General features: G+C 39.0%; 16 protein-coding genes and 1 riboswitch. Of the genes, 3 read left to right on the top strand and 13 right to left on the bottom strand.

Features of this window, described 5'->3' with window-relative positions:
- Nucleotides 1-30 precede the first annotated feature (30 nt).
- From A379_RS00540 to A379_RS00530, 3 genes are read right to left on the bottom strand one after another with little or no spacing between them, the layout of a single operon-like run.
- On the bottom strand, nt 31-831 hold the full coding sequence (locus A379_RS00540; RefSeq protein WP_040724904.1) for an ABC transporter permease: 801 nt from the start codon (nt 829-831) through the stop codon (nt 31-33).
- On the bottom strand, nt 831-1,754 hold the full coding sequence (nikB, locus tag A379_RS00535) for a nickel ABC transporter permease (RefSeq protein ID WP_106381673.1): 924 nt from the start codon (nt 1,752-1,754) through the stop codon (nt 831-833). Before nikB ends, A379_RS00540 begins: the two co-directional genes overlap by 1 nt.
- Entirely contained in the window at nt 1,751-2,278 is a 528-nt protein-coding gene (locus A379_RS00530) for a L,D-transpeptidase (RefSeq protein ID WP_232744789.1), read from the bottom strand. Before A379_RS00530 ends, nikB begins: the two co-directional genes overlap by 4 nt.
- 231 nt (nt 2,279-2,509) lie before the next feature.
- Nucleotides 2,510-2,586: riboswitch (cyclic di-GMP riboswitch) on the top strand.
- Nucleotides 2,587-2,705: 119 nt separating this feature from the next.
- On the opposite strand from A379_RS00530, the gene A379_RS00525 reads away from it, so the two are divergent.
- The gene (locus tag A379_RS00525; protein WP_106381672.1) at nt 2,706-3,401 is read left to right on the top strand and encodes a DUF2202 domain-containing protein; all 696 of its coding nucleotides are present in this window, start codon (nt 2,706-2,708) and stop codon (nt 3,399-3,401) included.
- Between the two features lie 113 nt (nt 3,402-3,514).
- Here the strand turns inward: A379_RS00525 and A379_RS00520 are convergent, their stop codons facing one another.
- The 5 genes from A379_RS00520 to A379_RS00500 form a co-directional block, all read right to left on the bottom strand.
- Nucleotides 3,515-5,059 carry an ABC transporter substrate-binding protein gene (locus tag A379_RS00520; RefSeq protein ID WP_040724902.1) on the bottom strand — a complete coding sequence of 515 codons (1,545 nt, stop codon included), beginning with the start codon at nt 5,057-5,059 and terminating at the stop codon, nt 3,515-3,517.
- Nucleotides 5,060-5,112: 53 nt separating this feature from the next.
- Entirely contained in the window at nt 5,113-6,492 is a 1,380-nt protein-coding gene (locus A379_RS00515) for a TolC family outer membrane protein (RefSeq protein ID WP_232744788.1), read from the bottom strand.
- Nucleotides 6,479-6,976 carry a CYTH domain-containing protein gene (locus tag A379_RS00510; RefSeq protein WP_040724900.1) on the bottom strand — a complete coding sequence of 166 codons (498 nt, stop codon included), beginning with the start codon at nt 6,974-6,976 and terminating at the stop codon, nt 6,479-6,481. The genes A379_RS00515 and A379_RS00510 overlap by 14 nt, the downstream gene beginning before the upstream one ends.
- 65 nt (nt 6,977-7,041) lie before the next feature.
- Nucleotides 7,042-7,935, bottom strand: coding sequence for a cysteine synthase CysM (gene cysM / locus A379_RS00505; RefSeq protein WP_040724899.1), 894 nt, complete (start codon nt 7,933-7,935; stop codon nt 7,042-7,044).
- 44 nt (nt 7,936-7,979) lie between these two features.
- On the bottom strand, nt 7,980-8,804 hold the full coding sequence (locus A379_RS00500) for a prenyltransferase (protein ID WP_157832328.1): 825 nt from the start codon (nt 8,802-8,804) through the stop codon (nt 7,980-7,982).
- A 294-nt stretch (nt 8,805-9,098) separates the two neighbouring features.
- Between A379_RS00500 and A379_RS00495 the strand changes: the two genes are divergently transcribed.
- Entirely contained in the window at nt 9,099-11,744 is a 2,646-nt protein-coding gene (locus tag A379_RS00495; protein ID WP_051144839.1) for a methyl-accepting chemotaxis protein, read from the top strand.
- A 63-nt stretch (nt 11,745-11,807) separates the two neighbouring features.
- Here the strand turns inward: A379_RS00495 and A379_RS00490 are convergent, their stop codons facing one another.
- The 5 genes from A379_RS00490 to A379_RS00470 all read right to left on the bottom strand — a co-directional run bounded on the left by A379_RS00490 (nt 11,808) and on the right by A379_RS00470 (nt 16,055).
- Nucleotides 11,808-12,722 carry a hypothetical protein gene (locus A379_RS00490; RefSeq protein WP_157832327.1) on the bottom strand — a complete coding sequence of 305 codons (915 nt, stop codon included), beginning with the start codon at nt 12,720-12,722 and terminating at the stop codon, nt 11,808-11,810.
- A 31-nt stretch (nt 12,723-12,753) separates the two neighbouring features.
- Nucleotides 12,754-13,419, bottom strand: a complete 666-nt coding sequence (locus A379_RS00485) for a glutathione S-transferase family protein (RefSeq protein WP_040724898.1) — start codon at nt 13,417-13,419, stop codon at nt 12,754-12,756.
- Between the two features lie 250 nt (nt 13,420-13,669).
- A complete protein-coding gene (locus A379_RS00480; protein WP_040724896.1) occupies nt 13,670-13,927 on the bottom strand; it encodes a YfhL family 4Fe-4S dicluster ferredoxin in 258 nt (85 codons plus the stop codon).
- A 9-nt stretch (nt 13,928-13,936) separates the two neighbouring features.
- On the bottom strand, nt 13,937-15,460 hold the full coding sequence (gene yegQ, locus A379_RS00475; RefSeq protein ID WP_040724895.1) for a tRNA 5-hydroxyuridine modification protein YegQ: 1,524 nt from the start codon (nt 15,458-15,460) through the stop codon (nt 13,937-13,939).
- An 88-nt stretch (nt 15,461-15,548) separates the two neighbouring features.
- Nucleotides 15,549-16,055 carry a DNA-deoxyinosine glycosylase gene (locus tag A379_RS00470; protein ID WP_040724894.1) on the bottom strand — a complete coding sequence of 169 codons (507 nt, stop codon included), beginning with the start codon at nt 16,053-16,055 and terminating at the stop codon, nt 15,549-15,551.
- Nucleotides 16,056-16,217: 162 nt separating this feature from the next.
- Here A379_RS00470 and A379_RS12475 point away from each other — a divergent pair, with 162 nt between their 5' ends.
- Nucleotides 16,218-18,944, top strand: a complete 2,727-nt coding sequence (locus A379_RS12475) for an EAL domain-containing protein (RefSeq protein WP_051144835.1) — start codon at nt 16,218-16,220, stop codon at nt 18,942-18,944.
- The last annotated feature ends 91 nt before the right edge of the window (nt 18,945-19,035 follow it).

The raw sequence follows: 19,035 nt of genomic DNA, 5'->3' as shown, positions 1-19,035 counted from the left end.
TAGCTTCAAATATTTAATGCACAAATGACATTAACCATTAGAACGGGTTCTCACGTCCAAATAATCACGCCATTGGTCGCCAATTAAATTCACCGCCAATACCACCAACATTAAGGCAATACCTGGAGCGAGTACAAGGTGCGGCGCAACCAATAAATAACGAGTTCCCTCTTTAATCATACTGCCCCAAGAGGCATCGGGTGGTTGCACACCCAAACCTAAAAACGACAAGCCTGCTTCTGAAATCACCGCTCCAGCAATACCAAAGGTGGCCTCTACACCTAATGGTGCTAAGATTAACGGCAGTACATGTCGGTAAAGCATAATCGGCATAGGCACAGCTAATGCACGTGCGGCAAGGATATGTTCTCGGTGACGAATACTCAAGGTTTGCGCTCTTGATAAACGCGCATAGCCCACCCAACCAACAACAACTAGAGCAAACACCACGTTTTCAATACCAGGCCCTAATACAGCCGCTAGAGCAATCGCCAGCAATAACCCTGGAAAAGCCAAGAACACATCAATGATTTTGGTAATGACTCGATCAAACCAACCGCCTAAATAGCCACTTAACACGCCAATAGAGGTACCAATAATGGCCGAGAAAAACACAACCCCTATTGCCACAAACAGTGAGGTTTGTGCGCCTAAAATCACTCGCTCTAAAACAGGACGACCAAGCTCATCAGCACCTAACCAGGCCTGGTAAGTTGGTGAAGATAAAAACAAATCCAGTTGTACATTATTGGCACCATCACCAATAAAAAAGCCAGCTATTGCCATAGCCAACCAAGTAAAAACAATAAAGTAGCTAAAGATTCTTAACATTAAGTGGCCACTCTTATTCTTGGGTCTAACCAAGCATAAACAAGCTCAGTTAGTCCGTTGATGGTAATGTAAGCAACGCTAATAATTAAGATACAACCTTGTACTACAGGGTAATCACGACGCTGAATCGATTCAACCAGCAATTGCCCTAAACCAGGCCAGTCAAAAACTACCTCGGTAATTACAGCCCCACCCAGTAAAGTGCCTAACTGAAGCCCTAAAATCGTTACCACAGGCAGTAAGGCATTCAATAGAGCATGCTTGCCATAAACTACGGATGAAGGTAAACCTTTAGCTTGTGCGGTACGAATATAGTCTTCGTGCATCACTTCCAATAAAGAAGCCCTTAACATTCGTGCAAGAATGGCCGCCAAAGCCGTACCCAAAGTAATGGCTGGTAATACCCATGAAAACGGTTGTTCGGCACCACTCACTGGCAACCAAGCTAAACCAAGTGAAAACAGTAAAATCAACATGGGTCCTAACCAAAAATTTGGAATAGAAACACCTATTAACGAGACAGTCATAGAGAGATGGTCTGGCCATTTTCCTGCTCTTAAAGCTGCCCATAACCCAAGAGGAAATGCGATTAGTACAGCCACCAACAGAGCCATCACCGCCAGTTGCAAAGTCATAGGAAAACGTTCGGCAATTAATTCAGATACAGGTTGTTGAAAAAATAACGATTGCCCTAAATCCAAACTTACCAGGCCTGTTAAGTAATGGATGTATTGTGTCCAAATCGGTAAATGCAATCCTAACTGTTCTCTCAATGCCGTTTCATCAGCTGGACTTGCCCAGTCGCCCAACATCACCGCAACGGGGTCACCAGGTACCAGGTGAATTAAAAAGAACACCAATGTCCCAACAATCCATGAGACAAAGAGTACTGAACCGAGCAAACGTAAAATATAAGAAATCAACAGACAATCTCCACAGGAGTGTACACATCAACCAAATCAAATAACGCCACAAGGTCTTTATTATGCATTCGAATACAACCATGCGACAAAGGAATCCCCATAGGCTCACTTTCTGGCGTACCATGAATATAAATATAACGTTGCATGGTATCTACATCTCTTAAACGGTTCACACCGATTTCCGTGCCTGAAAGCCATAAAATACGCGTTAAAATCCAATCTCGATTAGGTTGAGCTTGAGCTAAATCTTCAGAATAGATTTCACCTGTAGGCCTTCTGCCAACAAAGACCGTGTTTAAAGGTTGATCTTGACCTATTTTGGCGCGAATAATATGTCGCCCTAAAGGGGTTCTACCCGAATTTTTATTACAACCCACACCATTCAATGCCGTGCTAATTGAATAGCTTTTTAACGGATTTTCTATTGAAGGAGAACCTATTGAAGAATCTAAATCATTCGCTAAAGGTTTTGCAAAAACCTCTAACATTTGCTTAGAAATGGATATTCGAAGGGAGTAAGACAACTGTAATCACTAGATGAGTTATAAACGTTCCCTATTCTACCTTTCATTCACCGTGCTTTAAAAGACTTTAAATGAAATTTAAAAGGTTTTACTAATCGTCATGAATAAAAACATTCTATGTAAAAATATCACATTTCACCCATTCGGGTGATGTTTCCCATACACACAAAAACCTAAACTACAACCAACTCAACAAACAACCATTTTTAAATACATGTTGAGCTAATTAACTATATGTTGTGCCAAACTTGTTGTGAAGCAAGGACGGAAAGCCAAGGGTCTTTATTAAAAGATAGCCGGTTGCCAAATAGTTAGAGAAATCAAAATTTCAATGTATTCTCTTTCTTAGTCCCTTCCCTCATTTTTGACTCTTAATTTCAGTATCAAATTATCAAAACTGATAACCACGATATTAAGGAAAGTAAAAATGAAAACTCCAATGATTAAAACCGCTCTAGTCTCTTTTGCAATTTTAGCTGTAAGTAGCCCATATGCTGTAGCAGGTAAATGGAACCAACAAAAATCGACTACAACGACTGAACAAACCACTACGGTATCCGCACTATCTAGCTTTGAAGAAACCAGCTTGAAATTTATGCGTGAAGAAGAGAAATTAGCACGTGATGTTTACCTTTCTCTTTATGATGTTTGGGGAGTACCAATCTTTCAGAACATTGCAAACTCAGAACAAACCCATACCAATGCAGTAGCGAATTTACTTCAAAAATATGGTGTTGCAGACCCTGTTACCAATGATGCAATTGGTGAATATACTGATCCTGCTTTTACAGAACTTTATGCGGCTTTAGTGAAGGCTGGTTCAGAAAGTTACGAGGCCGCTCTAAAAGTTGGAACAGAAATTGAAGAGTTGGATATTGCAGATTTAAACAGTCAATTAAACGTAATTAAAAAACAAGATATTATTAATGTATATAACAACTTACTAAAGGGTTCTAGAAATCACTTGAGAAGTTTTTATAGCCTAGTGATTAATGGCGGATTTGAATATACACCAACCCATATTAGCCAAGAAGAGTTCGATGCAATTGTCAATTCTGAATCTGAAACGGGTAACATCAATACCACAACAAGTGGCAAAGAAAAAGGTAGACGTGGACGCTAACCTCTAAATAACCGCTAAGCACACACTTCTCATTGCTACCTCCTTATGGCCGTAAACTTTAACGGTCAAAAGGAGGAATTTGCATCCGCTTTTAAAAAGTTTATCATTTTTAACTAAGCAAGTTTATGGCAGCTTACAATCCCATCTAATCGACCATCTGCATAAAGTTTATAGCCCGTTATATTTCTTCGCGCAACCGTATATTGGTCTTCATACCATAATGGCATTGTCGCTAAAGTGGCATGTAAATGATGTTGTAACTCTTTATACAGCTCTGCCTGTTTTTCAAGACTTTGAGTTTGGCCTGCTGAACGAATAAGTTGATTAGCAGTTTTATCTCTATAACGCCCCCTATTCGCGCCTTTTGGAGGTATCGCATCAGAATCAAAAACGTACTGAAAAATATCGGGACTTTTAATTCCTACCCAAGCCAAACTATAGAGTTGAAAACGACCTTTTTTAATATCACTGTAAAAGGTTCCCCAATCATAACTTTGGATATTTAAGTGAATACCAATCTTTTTGAGCTGAGATTGATAGATAGTCGCTAATCGAATACGAGTTGGATCATTTGAGGTTTTGTAACTCAATTCAATCATTGGTTCATTGTCTTGGTTATAAGTTACCAGGCCTGGTGGAAGTGATTTAAAATCTAATGAATGCAACAAGCGTTTGGCTTTTTGCGGATTATACTCATAGGCAGGCATATCCTCTACACCACACCAATGCTCTGGAACTAATAACCCACCAGCCAAACGTGCATGACCAGAAAACATGGCATTAATAACAGATTGTCTATCAATACCATGTGCAATTGCCTCACGTAATGCCTGTTGCGCTAATAGCGGATCTTCAAAATTAAAACCGATATAACCGAAATTTGTTCCAGCATGCCAATCCACTTTTAATTCAGGCTGCTTTTGACAATACTGAACCAACTCAGGTGAAAGGTCATTCTGAACAATATCCAGCTCACCTTTCTTCAATTTAAGAACACGAACCGTTGCATCTTTAACAGGAATAAAGGCCAACTCAACATTGTCTTTACGCCGTTTTAAGACTAATTTTTGCTCTGAAAGTGATACAAATTCACAGTCACCTGAACCAATTGGTTGCTTCTGAAATTCATGCTCCTGTTCAATAAAAGATTTAGGTAAAATCCCAATCACCAATCGCCCAACAAACAGCGCATCCGCCTTATCTAAAATAAACTCAATTTGCGTTTCATTTAATGCCGTGACACTAACAATGCCTTTTAAAGACCCTCTGTGCGCAGAACCAAAATCAGGATCTAAAAGACTTTGATAAGTGGCAACCACATCAGCAGACGTTAAAGGTTCCCCATGCGGAAAAATAGTAGGCTCTTTTATCGTAAACACATAACGAGTATCTGAGGTTTGTTGCCAAGTGGCCAAATCGGGAATCGCTTCAAATCTCTCATTAAAATCAATTAATTGGCGATAAAGTAAACGATTAATTCGACTCGATAGCGCATCCGTTGCCTTTCGGGGATCTAACATCCTAGGACGGGAAGTCACCCCTACTAAAATTTGTTGAGCAGAGGTTGAAGGTTGACAGGCAGATAGACTTATGACACCCAGCGACATAAAACTGGTTTTAACAAATTGGCGTCGACCAATATCGGTAGTTACATTCAAGTCAAATAACTCCAACAAATAGGGTTAACTTACCTATTTGTTTCATAGAATGATTAATTTTTGGCTTGTAGAAGCGGCTCATACTTTAGGATATCATCAATGGTTAAATCACCTAAACTGGCCTCTAGATTGAGTTGACTTAACACTTGATTATGTATTGCTTCGATTAAGTTTCTATGCGCACTATTTTGATTGGTTCGTGCAGTTAAAACCTCAAGCATACTTTTTAAACCGACCTTATAACCCTCTTCGGCAGACTCTAAAAAAGCATCATTTGATTTCACCGCTTCACGCAGTGCAGCAACCAACTTTTGACCGCGTTCTAAATTTCGTTTTTGGGTTCTTACATTAAGTCGAGCCGTTTCTTGCGCGTCTCGCAACGCTTGCTGAGAAGCAATGGTTTTGTATTTAGCAGCGGCTACTTGCGAACTTGTTGAGCCACCTGAATACAAGGGTAAAGACAAAGTTACACCAACCGATGTTTTGTTATTATCGTTATAGCTAGTGGCGTAAGCAGAATTGTAATCTGAGTAGGCGGTATCGCTATAGCTAGCTTGAAATGCAACAGTTGGCCAATATCCTGCTCGTTGTACCTCAATTTCTTCCGTGGCGGTAGACAGTTGCGATTGCGCCTGTTTAACCAGTAAGTTTTCCGTTTCAGCACGTTTCTCTAATTGCGATGTGGCACGCTTATCTATTGGCAAATCAACATCAGGTAACAGTTGCTTCAATTGACCGCTTTCAAAAAGAGTTACCGATTTACCTGTTAGTTTAGAAAGCACTTCCAATGCGACATCTAGGCCATTTTCAGCATTAATGGTTTCCGATTTTGATAGATCATAACTTGATTTGGCTTGTAATACATCGACCTTACTCGATAACCCAAGTTCAGCAGAAGCTTGCGCCGTTTCATACTGTGTATAGTCAGCCACTTCTTTGCTTTTTGCCAATCTCACCGTTTCTTGAGCCAGTAGTACATCAAAATAGGCCTGGCTAACCCGTAAAATTAAATCTTGTTGTGCGTTTTTTAAGGTAGAGTCCGCTGCCTCTACAAGATATTTTGATTGCTCATAACGTGCCCAATACTCATGTTTATAGAGGGATTGATTTAGCGTAAGCGATAAACCGCGTGAAGCGACATCCGCTGAATCAAGTGTACTGTCGTTAACAAAATAACTGCCATCGGCTTGTATTTGTGGCAATAGTGAAGCGCGTGCGGTATCTAAACCCTGCATATCAGCCTGATACTGTGATTGTGCTTGTGCAAGTAAAGCATCATGTTGTAACGCCATCTGATAGACATCTTGCAACCCTAAGCTATTGGCATAACTTAGGGTTGAAGTAAGTGCACATATTGAACCCACAACCATTGCTTGAGTTAATTTTTTTTGTGTATTAAACATCGCCCCAATACTTACTTTATTGCTTTTCATCTTCGCTCCAATCACTATATGGTCGTTTGCTTAAACTAATATTATAAAAACGCACTTCTTCAGTCACTTCTCTACCTGCCCACTCTGGAATAGTGACCTCTTCGTCTTCAGAATCCATTTCAACTTCGCCAATTACCAGGCCTGCATTATCACCCAAAAATTCATCAATTTCCCAGGTGTGTTGATCCACTTTAACGAGATAACGAACCTTTTCAATAACGGGTCCTACGGCAAGGGTTGCTAGCATCTTTTGTCCATCTGAATGAGGTATATCATACTCATATTCATCTCGACTTAAACCAATCTCTAAACTCTTGATATTTATATTAGCCTTATCGCCTTCAATACGAACTCTCACTGAACTTTTACCCATTTTATCTGCAATATCATTTAAGTAACCTTGAGCAAAATGGGTTTTTTTATGGGCTAATGCTTTCCAACTTTGGTTTTTCATTAAGAACTTTCGCTCTATCTCTCTTGCCATCAATCGTACCTAATTCTTCTTATTTTTGTTTACTACAACAGTATAAATATTATTTATTTTTTCTTTTAGACGTTGTAAACACCTGTAGAAAGATAGCGATCTCCGCGATCACATACTATCGTTACTATCACAGCATTTTCTACCTCTTGTGCAATTTGTAAGGCGGCGGCTAGTGCGCCACCAGAAGAGACGCCACCAAAAACCCCTTCTTTGGTCGCTAAATCACGCATCGTATTTTCAGCCAAATTCTGCGACATATCAATGATGCGATCGACACGGGTAGATTCATATATTTTAGGCATATATTCTGCAGGCCAGCGTCTTATACCTGGAATAGCGGCACCATCTTCAGGTTGCACACCCACAATTTGTACGTTGTTATTTTGCTCCTTCAAGAACATGGACGTTCCCATAATGGTTCCCGTTGTCCCCATCGCACTTACAAAATGAGTGACTTTGCCTTGTGTATCACGCCAAATCTCAGGCCCCGTCGAATGATAATGAGCAAGAGGGTTATCGGGATTAGCAAACTGATCTAAAACGATTCCTTCACCATTTTCAGTCATTCGGCTTGCTAAATCTCGAGCGCCTTCCATCCCCTCTTCTTTGGTGACTTCAATCAATTCTGCCCCATAAGCGGCCATTGAGGCTTTACGCTCCATACTCATATTGTTTGGCATAATCAGCTTCATTTTATAACCCATCATTGCCGCAGCCATGGCTAAAGCAATACCCGTATTACCACTGGTCGCTTCTATAAGCGTATCGCCAGGTTTTATATCGCCCCTCAGCTCAGCCTGCTTAATCATATTAATAGCAGGTCGATCTTTAACTGAACCTGCAGGGTTATTACCTTCCAACTTAGCGAGTACAACACTATTGGTCTTAGTGTTTACCATTCTCTGCAGTTTGACCAACGGGGTATTTCCCACAAAGTCCATTAAGGTTTTATATTCCATCTACTTCCCTGTTATTTCTATATTGTGCAAATAACGCTGTTATTTTAATAGGCCAACCACAGCGTAAAACCAATAAGAGCTGGCGTAACGATGTTTATTATGACATTCATTGCCAGAGCAGGCATAAGTTTATCAATTTGTTCATAGTATTTAAAAGCGATCCAAACCATAGGCAGCACCAGAATAAATGTCAAACTGGCTAAAGCAATCACAGCGGGCAAATCAAAATAGAAAATAGAAGCGATTAAGGTCATAAATGCCAATAACTCAAACAACGCAAAGACATACATCGCATTTTTTACACCTATTTCCATTAATAAGTTATAACGACCAACCATTCTATCCGCTGTTAAATCAGGAACTTGATTAAGGAGCAGAAGGTTATTCACTAAAAAAAACGGTACCATTGATAAAGCGAATGTTAGCCATGAAAACGAACCTGTCAGTACAAAGTAGCTCGCTAACACCATTATTGGCCCAAAAGCCAGGCCTGGTGAAACCAAACATAACCAAGGTTTTTTGGTGATATTTTTTGTATAAAACACAATCATTGCCAGGCCTGTAAGGCCTAGTGGCACAATTTGCCAACCTACCTTATAAACAACCAAAACGCCAATCAGTATCAATAAACTCATCACCACTTTAAATGCATTTAAAACACTCGCTTCGGCCAGAGGATTCGCTTGCAATGAACCACTACCACCACTAAAAGGCGTTTTTGGAGTCATAAAATCTAACCCTGATTGATTATCCTGATATTCATTTAATAAATTAACCGCGGCATGGGCTAACACCGCACCACTCAAAGTGAGCGTAAACATAAGCCAAGACCAATCTTGAGCTTGATAATGTGCAATGGACGCGCTCATAAAAACAATTGAAAAACTCAAAATAAGAAAATTTGGGCGTGTCGCAAAAAAAATGGTTTTAAAATGGGTCAATGGCTCTCCTCTATGCATGCTTGGCATTTATCCTGCTCACATGCTTGTTAAGTTTGGGTAGTGTTGTACTTCTTGAATCTGCGAATCATTTGCATAAGCAACTCATTATAAATAAGAAATTATGCCAAGAGTAATAAGAAACTTTAACAGTTGCACGACTGCGTTTTAAAGTAAACAATACCCAATATTAAATTATCAATTAGATGCCTAAGGATTTCTATCATGCTCGCCAACTCTTCACTCAAAACCAAAGTATTATTATCAGCGACGATTATTGGGGTGGTTGCAGCGATGATATTAGGTATTGTTATCTACTATAGTTCGATTGCCCCAATTAAAAATGAAGAGAAAAACCGCGTTATCAATGAGATGACCAACTACATAAATGGGCAAATAAATCTAAAAATTCAGGCTGGGATACTTGGTTCAACCGCTCTTTCAATTGAAAAAAGCTTTATTGAAGCGCTTGAGGTTGAAGAACGCGAAAAAATTATTCCTATCGTTTCAAATATACGCGATCAGTTTAAAAATCAAACAGATTATAAAAACATTCAAACCCAAATCATCACTGCAGATGGTCGAGCAATGATGAAATCTTGGAAGATTGACAGTTATGGCCAAGACCTTTCTAACAGCCCTCTTATAAAAAATGCGATGAAAAGCAAGCAAAGTACAGGGTCATTAGCAATAGGCGATTTAGGGGTTTCTATTATTGCCATATCTCCTGTTATTTCAGAGGGTGAAATGCTAGGTATGATTACCATGATTCAGGGACTCGCCTCCGTTCGTAAAAATTTTACTGCCGAGAAAAATGGTCAGTGGCTAATGCTGGTTGATAGAAGCTATGTAAAAGAGCGTTATGGTGATATGCCTATTATTGATAAGAATACCGTTTTCAATAACAAGTATATCGTTGCTAATGACAGATGGTTTCCCAAAGAGGTTGTTGACTTCACTAAAAATGCATTTAAACCGACAGACGGCAAACAACAAGCTGTCTACCCTGCTAGCGATAAAATGATTATTGATATACCAGCACTCGATGAAGTGGGTAACGTATTTGGTCGCCACCTCTTCATTATTGACCGAGCTCAGTATGAAGCTCCTATAAATGCTGCCGTAGATACAGCATTGGTATCACTTGGGGGAATTATACTCGCGATTATTCTACTCACATTTAGTATAGTAATTATTGTGAGCCGCTTGGTCATTACCCCACTTCAAGGGGTACAAAATAACATGGCTAAAGTAGTACAAACAGGCGACTTTAGTATTCGTAATCAAATATCCTCAAATGATGAAGTGGGTAAAACATCAGAAGCCATTAACCAATTGCTTGAACAGATGGGTGAAGCTTTAAAAGAGGCTAACCACACGGTACACGCCCTATCTCAAGGCGATTTTACAACCCGTATTCATGGAAACTACCACGGGGATTTAGAAAAATTAAAAACGGGCGTTAATTCAAGCGCGGAAATCATTTCAGCCGTTATGGAAAATCTATCCCAAGCGATGATTGATATGAGAGATGGGAACTATAATGCACAAATTAGCACCCAAAACTCAACGGGCAGCTTTAAAGAGATGCTTGAAAATGCACAACAAGCTTTCAGTGAAACAAACCAAGTTATCTCCGAAATTAACTTTGTTATGATGGATATGCAGCAAGGTAAATTTGATGGTCAGGTGAACATTGAAGCTCGAGGTGATTTAAACACACTCAAAACACACATCAATGAATCATTGCATAGTCTTAACTCTGCCATAAAAGATATTTCACATGTTGTTATCGCATTAAGCGATGGTGATTTAACACAAACGATTGGTAATCAATATCAAGGCGACCTTCTTCAACTTAAAGACGCTACTAACCAATCTATTGATAGACTAGCGAGCATTGTTTCAGATGCTGTTCAGTCAGGTATCATCGTTAACAATGAGGCCAATAGTTTATCTGAGGATGCAACCGTATTAAGTGAAAAGGTACAACAACAGGCGGCGGCAATTGAAGAAACCTCAGCCACGATGGAAGAGATGAATGCAGCGGTACAAAACAACACAGAAAATGCGTTACAAGCCTCTGAAGTCGTTGAAAAAGTGCAGGTTGAATCAGAGCAAGCAAGTGAAGTCATGAGCCGAACAATTGAAGCAATGAACAGCATTCAAGATTCAAGTAATGAGATTGCTGAAATAGTTAGCCTAATCGATAGCATTGCTTTTCAAACCAATCTATTAGCGCTAAATGCGGCTGTTGAAGCTGCACGTGCTGGTGAGCATGGCCGAGGGTTTGCCGTTGTTGCTGGAGAGGTTAGAGCTTTAGCCCAGAAATCGGCTGATGCGGCCAAAGACATAAAAAACCTAATTGACTCAAGCGTTCAACGAATTGACCAAGGAACTAAGTTGGCTAGTGAGTCTGGCGAAGTCATTCGCGAGATTACCCAATCCATTCATGAAGTGGCCAGCATGATTCATCAAATCAATAGCGCCTCTCAAGAACAAGCAGAGGGTGTTTCACAGGTTCATCATGCTATCAGTGATATCGATTCTGCAACTCAAGCCAATGCAAGCCTTGTTGATAAAACGACTTTGTCTGCCAATAACATGAGACAGCAAGCAAGTGATTTAAATAAAAACATGTCTTTCTTTAAAACAAATATCAAGCCTGTTAGCTCTGTCGCTGCGCACACAACCAATAGTAGACCTATTCCAGCAACAGTAACGGCTAATAAACCCAACAATTCAACTGTTGAGAAAAAGGTGTCACCAACGGGTGTAATGTCTTCATCTGCAACGCCAGTTCAAAAACCAGTCACAACAAAAACCGTTCAGGAAACCAAAGATAATCGTGATGAATGGGCTGAGTTTTAAACGTTACTAAATTATTTTGATCTAAAAAAATAGTCTCATTAAGAGACTATTTTATTCAAATATTTAAGTGTTATTGATATAACCATCCAAGCGTTCAAACCACCCTTCAAGCCACCTTTTTTCACCTCGCTTTTTAGGTGACAATTTCACCCTTAACGATAAACGAGATTTGGCTGATTGAACAAAATGCTCTAATAAACGCTTTTGTTCAATTTCATTCATATTGAGTTTATGAGCTAAACCAGTCACATCCATCTCTTCTAACACCGAAAACAATCCCCACTGTTCTCCGTTATATTGCTCTTTTGAGCTACCAATCCCTTTAAAATTAGCGTAATCTACAACGGCAAAACGCCCTTCTTTAAAACCAAATAATTGATTAATGAGATTTTGAATCTTATCGGCTTTCGCTGGCTGTTTTTTGTGTATCTCTTTTAATGATAGATTTGTCCTCTGCATAAACTGCCTAACAATAAATTTAGCTTGTAAGCCCTTTGTTTCAAGCAACCAGTTTCTTAACTCAGTCATTTTAGAAGATGACCAGGCCTGGTCAAATTCAGTTTTAGAGCGCCATGGTGCATTAAAAGGCGTTAACTTAATTAGCCATAATGGAGGTTTGTTCGTTTGGGAGACAAACTCAACCATATCTGGAAATGTCTCCTGAAAATCGGCTTGGTAATGCCCCGTATACCAAATAAAGTGACCAATACCTAAAGAAGGAAACTCTTCTCCCTTTCCCCAGTAGGTTAAATACTTAGGATTAGAAGCGCACTCATTTTGATAAATCCGCTCGCCAATCCATTCCATCTCTTTTTGACTCAGCGTAAATTGCTCATACTTGGCAAAATTAAGTGCTGTTAAGTCTTTCGTATCACTAGCAAAGCTCTTTTGCAGTGGCATTAACAACGATAAACCAAGCGCCAAGAGATAGAGGTACGGTAAGCGGTTATTATGGGGTAAATCCCTAAATACAAACATGCTCTATATTATCTGCAGTGTTATTAAAAACTTAGTCTTTCATTAACGTGGCTAGGTAGCCATCCATCTGTTTGAGCATGCCTTTATACATAGCTGGCAGTTCAGGGACAACAGATTCTTGAACACATTTCATTGCCAACAAGTTTTTAGACCAATTTGCCAGTTTGGGTGTCTTAGCCAATAAATTCACGCCTGTTAGGGTATTGATAAAATCCATTCGCATAAACATTGGTGCATAAGCCGCATCGATCATATTAAACGTTTCACCATTAAAATAGCTTCCACCTGAATGCACCGCTTCTAACTGAGAGAGCTTTTGTAAAATAACAACCCGTTTTTCATTAGAAACGGCTTCATCTTTACTGGTAACCATTGGGTGTAAAGCCATTAAAATATCGCCACCAAAACTAACCCATGCACGATTTTTAGCTTTTACTAATACGTCATCTGGTTGTAATGAAGGGGGCGTGATTTCATCAACATATTCTTGAATTACCGATGATTCAAACAGCACCTCATCACCCACTTTTAAAACAGGTACCTGGCCTAATGGTGAAACCTCTTTAAACCACTCAGGAGGGTTATTTAAATCGATGTAAGTAATATCAAAATCAATATTTTTTTGTTTCAAAACAATAACAGCACGCTGTACAAATGGACACAATTTGAAACTGATTAATTCTAATTTTGATGACATAGTTTTTCCTTGAAATTAGCAGTATGAAGGTTATTTATTATTGATTAGCTTAATGACATAAGTCATATAAGAAATTCATCTTACCCTCTATGAGTTTTCAGGTAAACCGTTCTATTGAACTTATAATTTGAGCTTGATAACAATCAAAAATCATTGTTTATTAAACTGAGTGAGATAGGTTTAGTAATGCAGGGTTGTAAAGAAAAATGCCATACAGAACGCATGGCACTTATTGGTTTTATCAGAATGGTTAAATTTTATCGTTCTTAACCAATTCGGTAAACTTCTCATAAAGCGTATCATGATCTTCAACACGCTCTGGATCTGTAATGATGCAATCTAATGGACAAACGCTAATACAAGTGGGTTGATCATAAAAACCAACACACTCGGTACATAAATCTGGATTAATCTCATAGATTTTATCCCCCATATAAATCGCTTTATTAGGGCATTCAGGCTCACACATATCACAATTAATGCAGCCCTTAATAATCTTTAATGCCATTTTAAAACCTTAGCTTGCTGTTTTAGCTTTAGCGCGGTTTTCCGTGTCAATCGCTTCTTGTTGCTCTTTGACTTTTTTAGCCGCCGCATCACGCTTAACATCACCACCCCAAGACTCATTACGCATCACTAAGCAGAATTTAAGCACCGATTCATCTAAATCTTTAAATGGGTTAGGAATTCTAACCAACCAACCAGAGCCCTTCGCACAATCAACCACTTCATCGTGATGCGTTTGCATATGGTCAAGCACCATAGATACATTACCTGCTGGGCTCATAATCTCAATCGAATCGCCTACACAGAATTTGTTTTTAACATCAACTTCTAAGAATGATTTACCATCACGCTCAATCACCCCTGTCACTTCACCCACAAAACGCTGGCGTTCCGATTTAGAAACCCCATACTCATAGTTTTGGTATTCAGAGTGCACATGGCGACGTAAAAAACCTTCTGTATAACCTCGACTGGCTAAACTTTCTAAATCAGTTAATAACGTTTTGTCAAACTCTTTACCTTCCAGCGCATCATCTATCGCTTTACGGTAAACCTGCGCCGTTCTAGCAACATAGTAGTGTGATTTAGTACGCCCTTCGATTTTAAGAGAGTGAACCCCCATATCAACCAATTCAGGAATCAGTTCAACGGCACGTAAGTCTTTTGAGTTCATGATATAAGTACCATGCTCGTCTTCAAACGCTGGCATTAATTCACCTGGACGCCCTTCTTCTTCAAGCAACATGGCCACTTCTGTAGTTTCGCCAATTCCTAAAGTAGGTTCTGGAGAGTAATTTGTTACTTCAGGAGCAGCACGCTCAGTACTACCCGTTAAGTCTGTGATATTAGCCACTTCAATACGTGGTGTCCCGACAACATCCCCCGTTTCGTCTTCTTTGGCTTCATAGGTGTTGTAGTTCCAACGGCACGCATTGGTACAAGTCCCCTGATTTGCATCACGTTTATTGATGTAGCCTGATAGTAAACAACGTCCAGAATAGGCAATACATAATGCGCCGTGTACAAAGACTTCAAGTTCCATCTCTGGTACTTTTTCACGGATTTCACGGATTTCTGCAATCGATAATTCACGAGATAACACCACACGGCGTACCCCATTTTGATACCAAAACTTAACCGTAGCCCAGTTCACCGCATTCGACTGAACGGATAAATGAATCTCTTGTTCTGGAAATTTCTCATGTACCATGGCAATTAAACCAGGATCAGACATAATCAAAGCATCTGGCTTCATAGCAATAACGGGTTCAATGTCTTTCATGTAGGTATTTACTTTAGAGTTGTGTGCGGCAATGTTACTCACCACATAAAACTTTTTACCTAACTCATGGGCACGGGCAATACCCTTTGCTAAATTCTCTTCATCAAACTCATTATTTCTTACACGTAAGCTATAGCGTGGTTGACCTGCGTAAACGGCATCTGCTCCATAAGCAAAGGCGTATTCCATGTTTTTAAAGGTACCGGCTGGTGATAACAGCTCAGATACAACTTTTTGATTTTCTGCTTCCAAGGCAAATCTCCAAAATAATAAGTTGATGAATGAATAAAGTATTGAATCAATAATACAAATAAATGATAAATTGATTAGAGGCGGTATTTTATACTAAATGAGATAGTTTTTCTTGCCAAAACAACTGTTTATCTTTAATAGATATAGCAGCATTAGCTGGGCTTGTTGAAGGTAGTGCAATATATTCTATATCTGTAGGTATGTTTTGCTGTTTGAGTACATATCGATTAAACAATTGCTGGGATTTTTTTCCATTAAAAACAACGGTTTTAACATTTGGATAACGTTTTAATAAAGATTCAAAGTCATTAGCAACGGGTTGTGTAATGGCGCTATCCAAACTACCAGGCCTGGTACAACTCTGTAACACATCCCATAACACCAGTCGTTTTGCCTTAACTAAATTGATTTTTTCAAGTTGAGACTCAACGGGCTTATTGGTTAAGTTTTGCATAATCAACCAAAACGTATTTCGTGGATGCGCATAATAAAAAGCCTGGTGAAGAGATGCTACACTCGGCATAGTACCTAAAATCATCCAAGTGGGGTCTTCAGAAATAATGGCATTAAAAGACTCGCAATAGCTTTCATTCACTTTATTTTTAGACTCCTACTCTAAGCTTGAAACAGATTAGCTAATTATTATATTCAAAATATAAGCTTTATTCACACATAGAAACTAAGGTAATATAAGCAAAAGTTACCAGATAATTTCTGTTACAAACCTGTTTAAACCGTCAATAGATAAGGCAATTCAATGGTGAACAAACAAAACTGGTTAATTTATCTATTACTTATAATTGAGTTACTACTCCCTAGTCTTGTACAAGCTACAGAGAAAGTTTCCATCGGTATTCTTGCATTTCGTCCTAAGCCAATTATTGAAGCTAAGTGGCAACCTTTAATTGATTATTTAAATCAAACCATTCCAAATATCGAATTTGAGCTAAAACCATTTAACTATGGTGAGCTTGAAGAAGCCATAAAACATAAAAGTATTGATTTTGTTTTCACCAACTCTTCTCACTACATTCAATTATCGCATAATGCCAAACTTTCCGCTCCTTTGGCGACCTTAATCAATAAAAAAAGTGGGCATGCCGTAAAAAGCTTTGCGGGAACCATTCTGGTTAAAAATAATAATAAAAACATTCAAACCCTAAAAGACCTAAAGGGCAAAACCATTGCTACACCTTCCACAAAATCCTTTGGTGGTTATCAAATGCAAGCCTATGAACTCTTAAAAACTGATTTAAGAGTTCCTGAGCAAATTCAGATTAAAACCACCAAAATGCCCCATGATAATGCCGTTACTGCATTACTTAATGGTCAAGTCGATGCCGCCTTCGTTCGTAGTGGTGTTTTAGAGGGCATGGAAGAACAAGGAAAGTTAAATCCTAATGACTTAAAGGTACTAAACCTTCAGGAAGGGAGTGATTTTCCTTTTTTACACTCAACTCGCCTCTATCCCGAATGGCCATTTGCCACCATGCCCTATGTTGGGGAAGCCCTAGCAGGAAAGGTGGCTGGAGCCCTCTTAGCTCTACCTCATAATGGCGTGGTAGCTCAAGCAATCAATATACAGGGCTTTAGAATCCCAGCAGATTATGAACCCGTTAGAGAGGTATTAAGAACCTTAAAAGTTTACCCATATGACAATATTCAGGAAATTACATTTCATGACTTATGGTCTCAACATAGAGCAGAAATTGTCAGCTTAGCCTTACTCATCACCACAATCATAAGCCTGGTTTTATTAGTATTTGCTACGAATCGACGCTTACATGACAGCCATCAAAAACTTGAAAAAAGTAATGAATCTTTAAAGATTGCTGCTGTTGCTTTTGACACACAAGAAGCGATTTTTATTACCGATAGCAAGCAAAACATCATTAAGGTAAATAACGCTTATACCCGTTTAACAGGCTACTCGCCACAAGAAGCCATTGGTCAAACACCAAGACTCATTAAATCAGGAAAGCACAATACTGAATTCTACAGAGTATTATGGGAACACTTAAATACTCACGGCTATTGGCAGGGCGAAATTTGGAACAAAAGAAAAAATGGGGACTTGTTCCCAGTTGGTCAAACAATAACCGCCATTAAAGATGAAAACGATGAAGTAACCCACTATGTATCTACTTTTGATGACATTACCGCCCTAAAAGAAAATGAAGAGCGAATCAAAAAACTGGCATTTTATGATCCTTTAACTGGGCTAGCCAACCGCCGTTTATTAAATGATCATCTTAAACAAGCGCTTGCCTACAGTAGCCGAAATAACAGTTATTTTGCCCTTCTATTCATAGACCTCGATCACTTTAAAAATCTTAATGATACGCTTGGACATGACGTGGGTGATTTACTGCTTATTCAAATTGGAGAACGCTTAATTCAAGCTGTAAGAGAGGGGGATACCGTATCAAGAACGGGGGGTGATGAATTTGTTATTCTTCTCGAAGATCTAGGTTTTAACAATAATGAGGCTGCTCACCACGCAAAGGTCGCTGCAGATAAGATTCTTAAACATCTCTCGCAGCCGTTTATGAATAAAGGAAGTGAACATCCAATTAGTGCCAGCATAGGCATAAGTCTCTTTACCGACCACAAAGAAAGCGTGGAAGAGATGATGATACGTTCCGATTTAGCCATGTATCAAGCCAAATCGGATGGACGTAACGCCGTTCGGTTTTTTGATCCAAGCATGCAAGAAGCGATTGTAATACGAAGTCAAATTGAGAGTGAGCTGCGCCACGCCATTAAATTTCACGAGTTTGTCGTTTTCTATCAACCTAAAGTCGACATTAACGGAAAAACCATTAGTTATGAGGCGCTCTTGCGTTGGCAACATCCACAAAAAGGCTTATTACCCCCCAATGATTTTATTCAAATAGCTGAAGAATCAGGATTAATTGTGGAAATTGGAGAGTGGGTTATTCAAAAAGCCTGTAAACAACTTTCAACCTGGTGCAAAGATGAAAAAACGAAACATTTAACTATTGCGGTAAACATCAATGAACAACAGATTAGCCGTTCAGATTTTGTCGATGTCGTTTTTCATGCTATCGATGGCGCACAATGCCCAGCCAATCGATTAGAGTTTGAAATCACTGAAAGTTTATTAATGAAAAAAATGGATGATACTGTTAATAAGATAAATAAACTTAAAGAGTTTGGTATTACCTTTGCCATTGACGACTTTGGCACGGGCTACTCTTCATTAAACTACTTAAAACAATTGCCTATAGATTGGTTAAAAATTGACCGTTCATTTGTTCAAGATATGCTCAACGATGCAAATGACGAGGCGATTGTAAGAACCATTTTAGCGCTCGCCAAAACACTTGGCTTAAATGCAGTTGCCGAAGGTGTTGAAACAGAAGCTCAACGAGACTATTTAATTGATTTAGGCTGCCCTGTTCTTCAAGGTTTTTTATTTGATAAACCAAAACCGATTGAAGAGTTCTCCACTCACTCTTAATCTTCTATTGAAAACAGCAAAAATAAAACGCCTTAGAGTTTGACTTAAAACTCTAAGGCGTTTTATTCAAGATAAACCTAAACTAAATTAA

The organism is Thiomicrorhabdus sp. Kp2 (assembly GCF_000478585.1).
Lineage (GTDB): Bacteria > Pseudomonadota > Gammaproteobacteria > Thiomicrospirales > Thiomicrospiraceae > Thiomicrorhabdus.
The sequence above is the reverse complement of the archived record's forward strand: the minus strand, read 5'-3'. Positions and strand labels throughout refer to the sequence as shown.

Bases quoted from the DNA above. Each gene is read 5' to 3' on its own strand.
- A379_RS00480 (WP_040724896.1), bottom strand. From the start codon at position 13,927: ATGGCATTAAAGATTATTAAGGGCTGCATTAATTGTGATATGTGTGAG.
- A379_RS00525 (WP_106381672.1), top strand. From the start codon at position 2,706: ATGAAAACTCCAATGATTAAAACCGCTCTAGTCTCTTTTGCAATTTTA.
- A379_RS12475 (WP_051144835.1), top strand. From the start codon at position 16,218: ATGGTGAACAAACAAAACTGGTTAATTTATCTATTACTTATAATTGAG.
- A379_RS00540 (WP_040724904.1), bottom strand. From the start codon at position 831: ATGTTAAGAATCTTTAGCTACTTTATTGTTTTTACTTGGTTGGCTATG.
- A379_RS00495 (WP_051144839.1), top strand. From the start codon at position 9,099: ATGCTCGCCAACTCTTCACTCAAAACCAAAGTATTATTATCAGCGACG.
- A379_RS00510 (WP_040724900.1), bottom strand. From the start codon at position 6,976: ATGGCAAGAGAGATAGAGCGAAAGTTCTTAATGAAAAACCAAAGTTGG.
- cysM (WP_040724899.1), bottom strand. From the start codon at position 7,935: ATGGAATATAAAACCTTAATGGACTTTGTGGGAAATACCCCGTTGGTC.
- A379_RS00485 (WP_040724898.1), bottom strand. From the start codon at position 13,419: ATGTCATCAAAATTAGAATTAATCAGTTTCAAATTGTGTCCATTTGTA.
- A379_RS00490 (WP_157832327.1), bottom strand. From the start codon at position 12,722: ATGTTTGTATTTAGGGATTTACCCCATAATAACCGCTTACCGTACCTC.
- A379_RS00500 (WP_157832328.1), bottom strand. From the start codon at position 8,804: ATGAGCGCGTCCATTGCACATTATCAAGCTCAAGATTGGTCTTGGCTT.
- A379_RS00515 (WP_232744788.1), bottom strand. From the start codon at position 6,492: ATGAAAAGCAATAAAGTAAGTATTGGGGCGATGTTTAATACACAAAAA.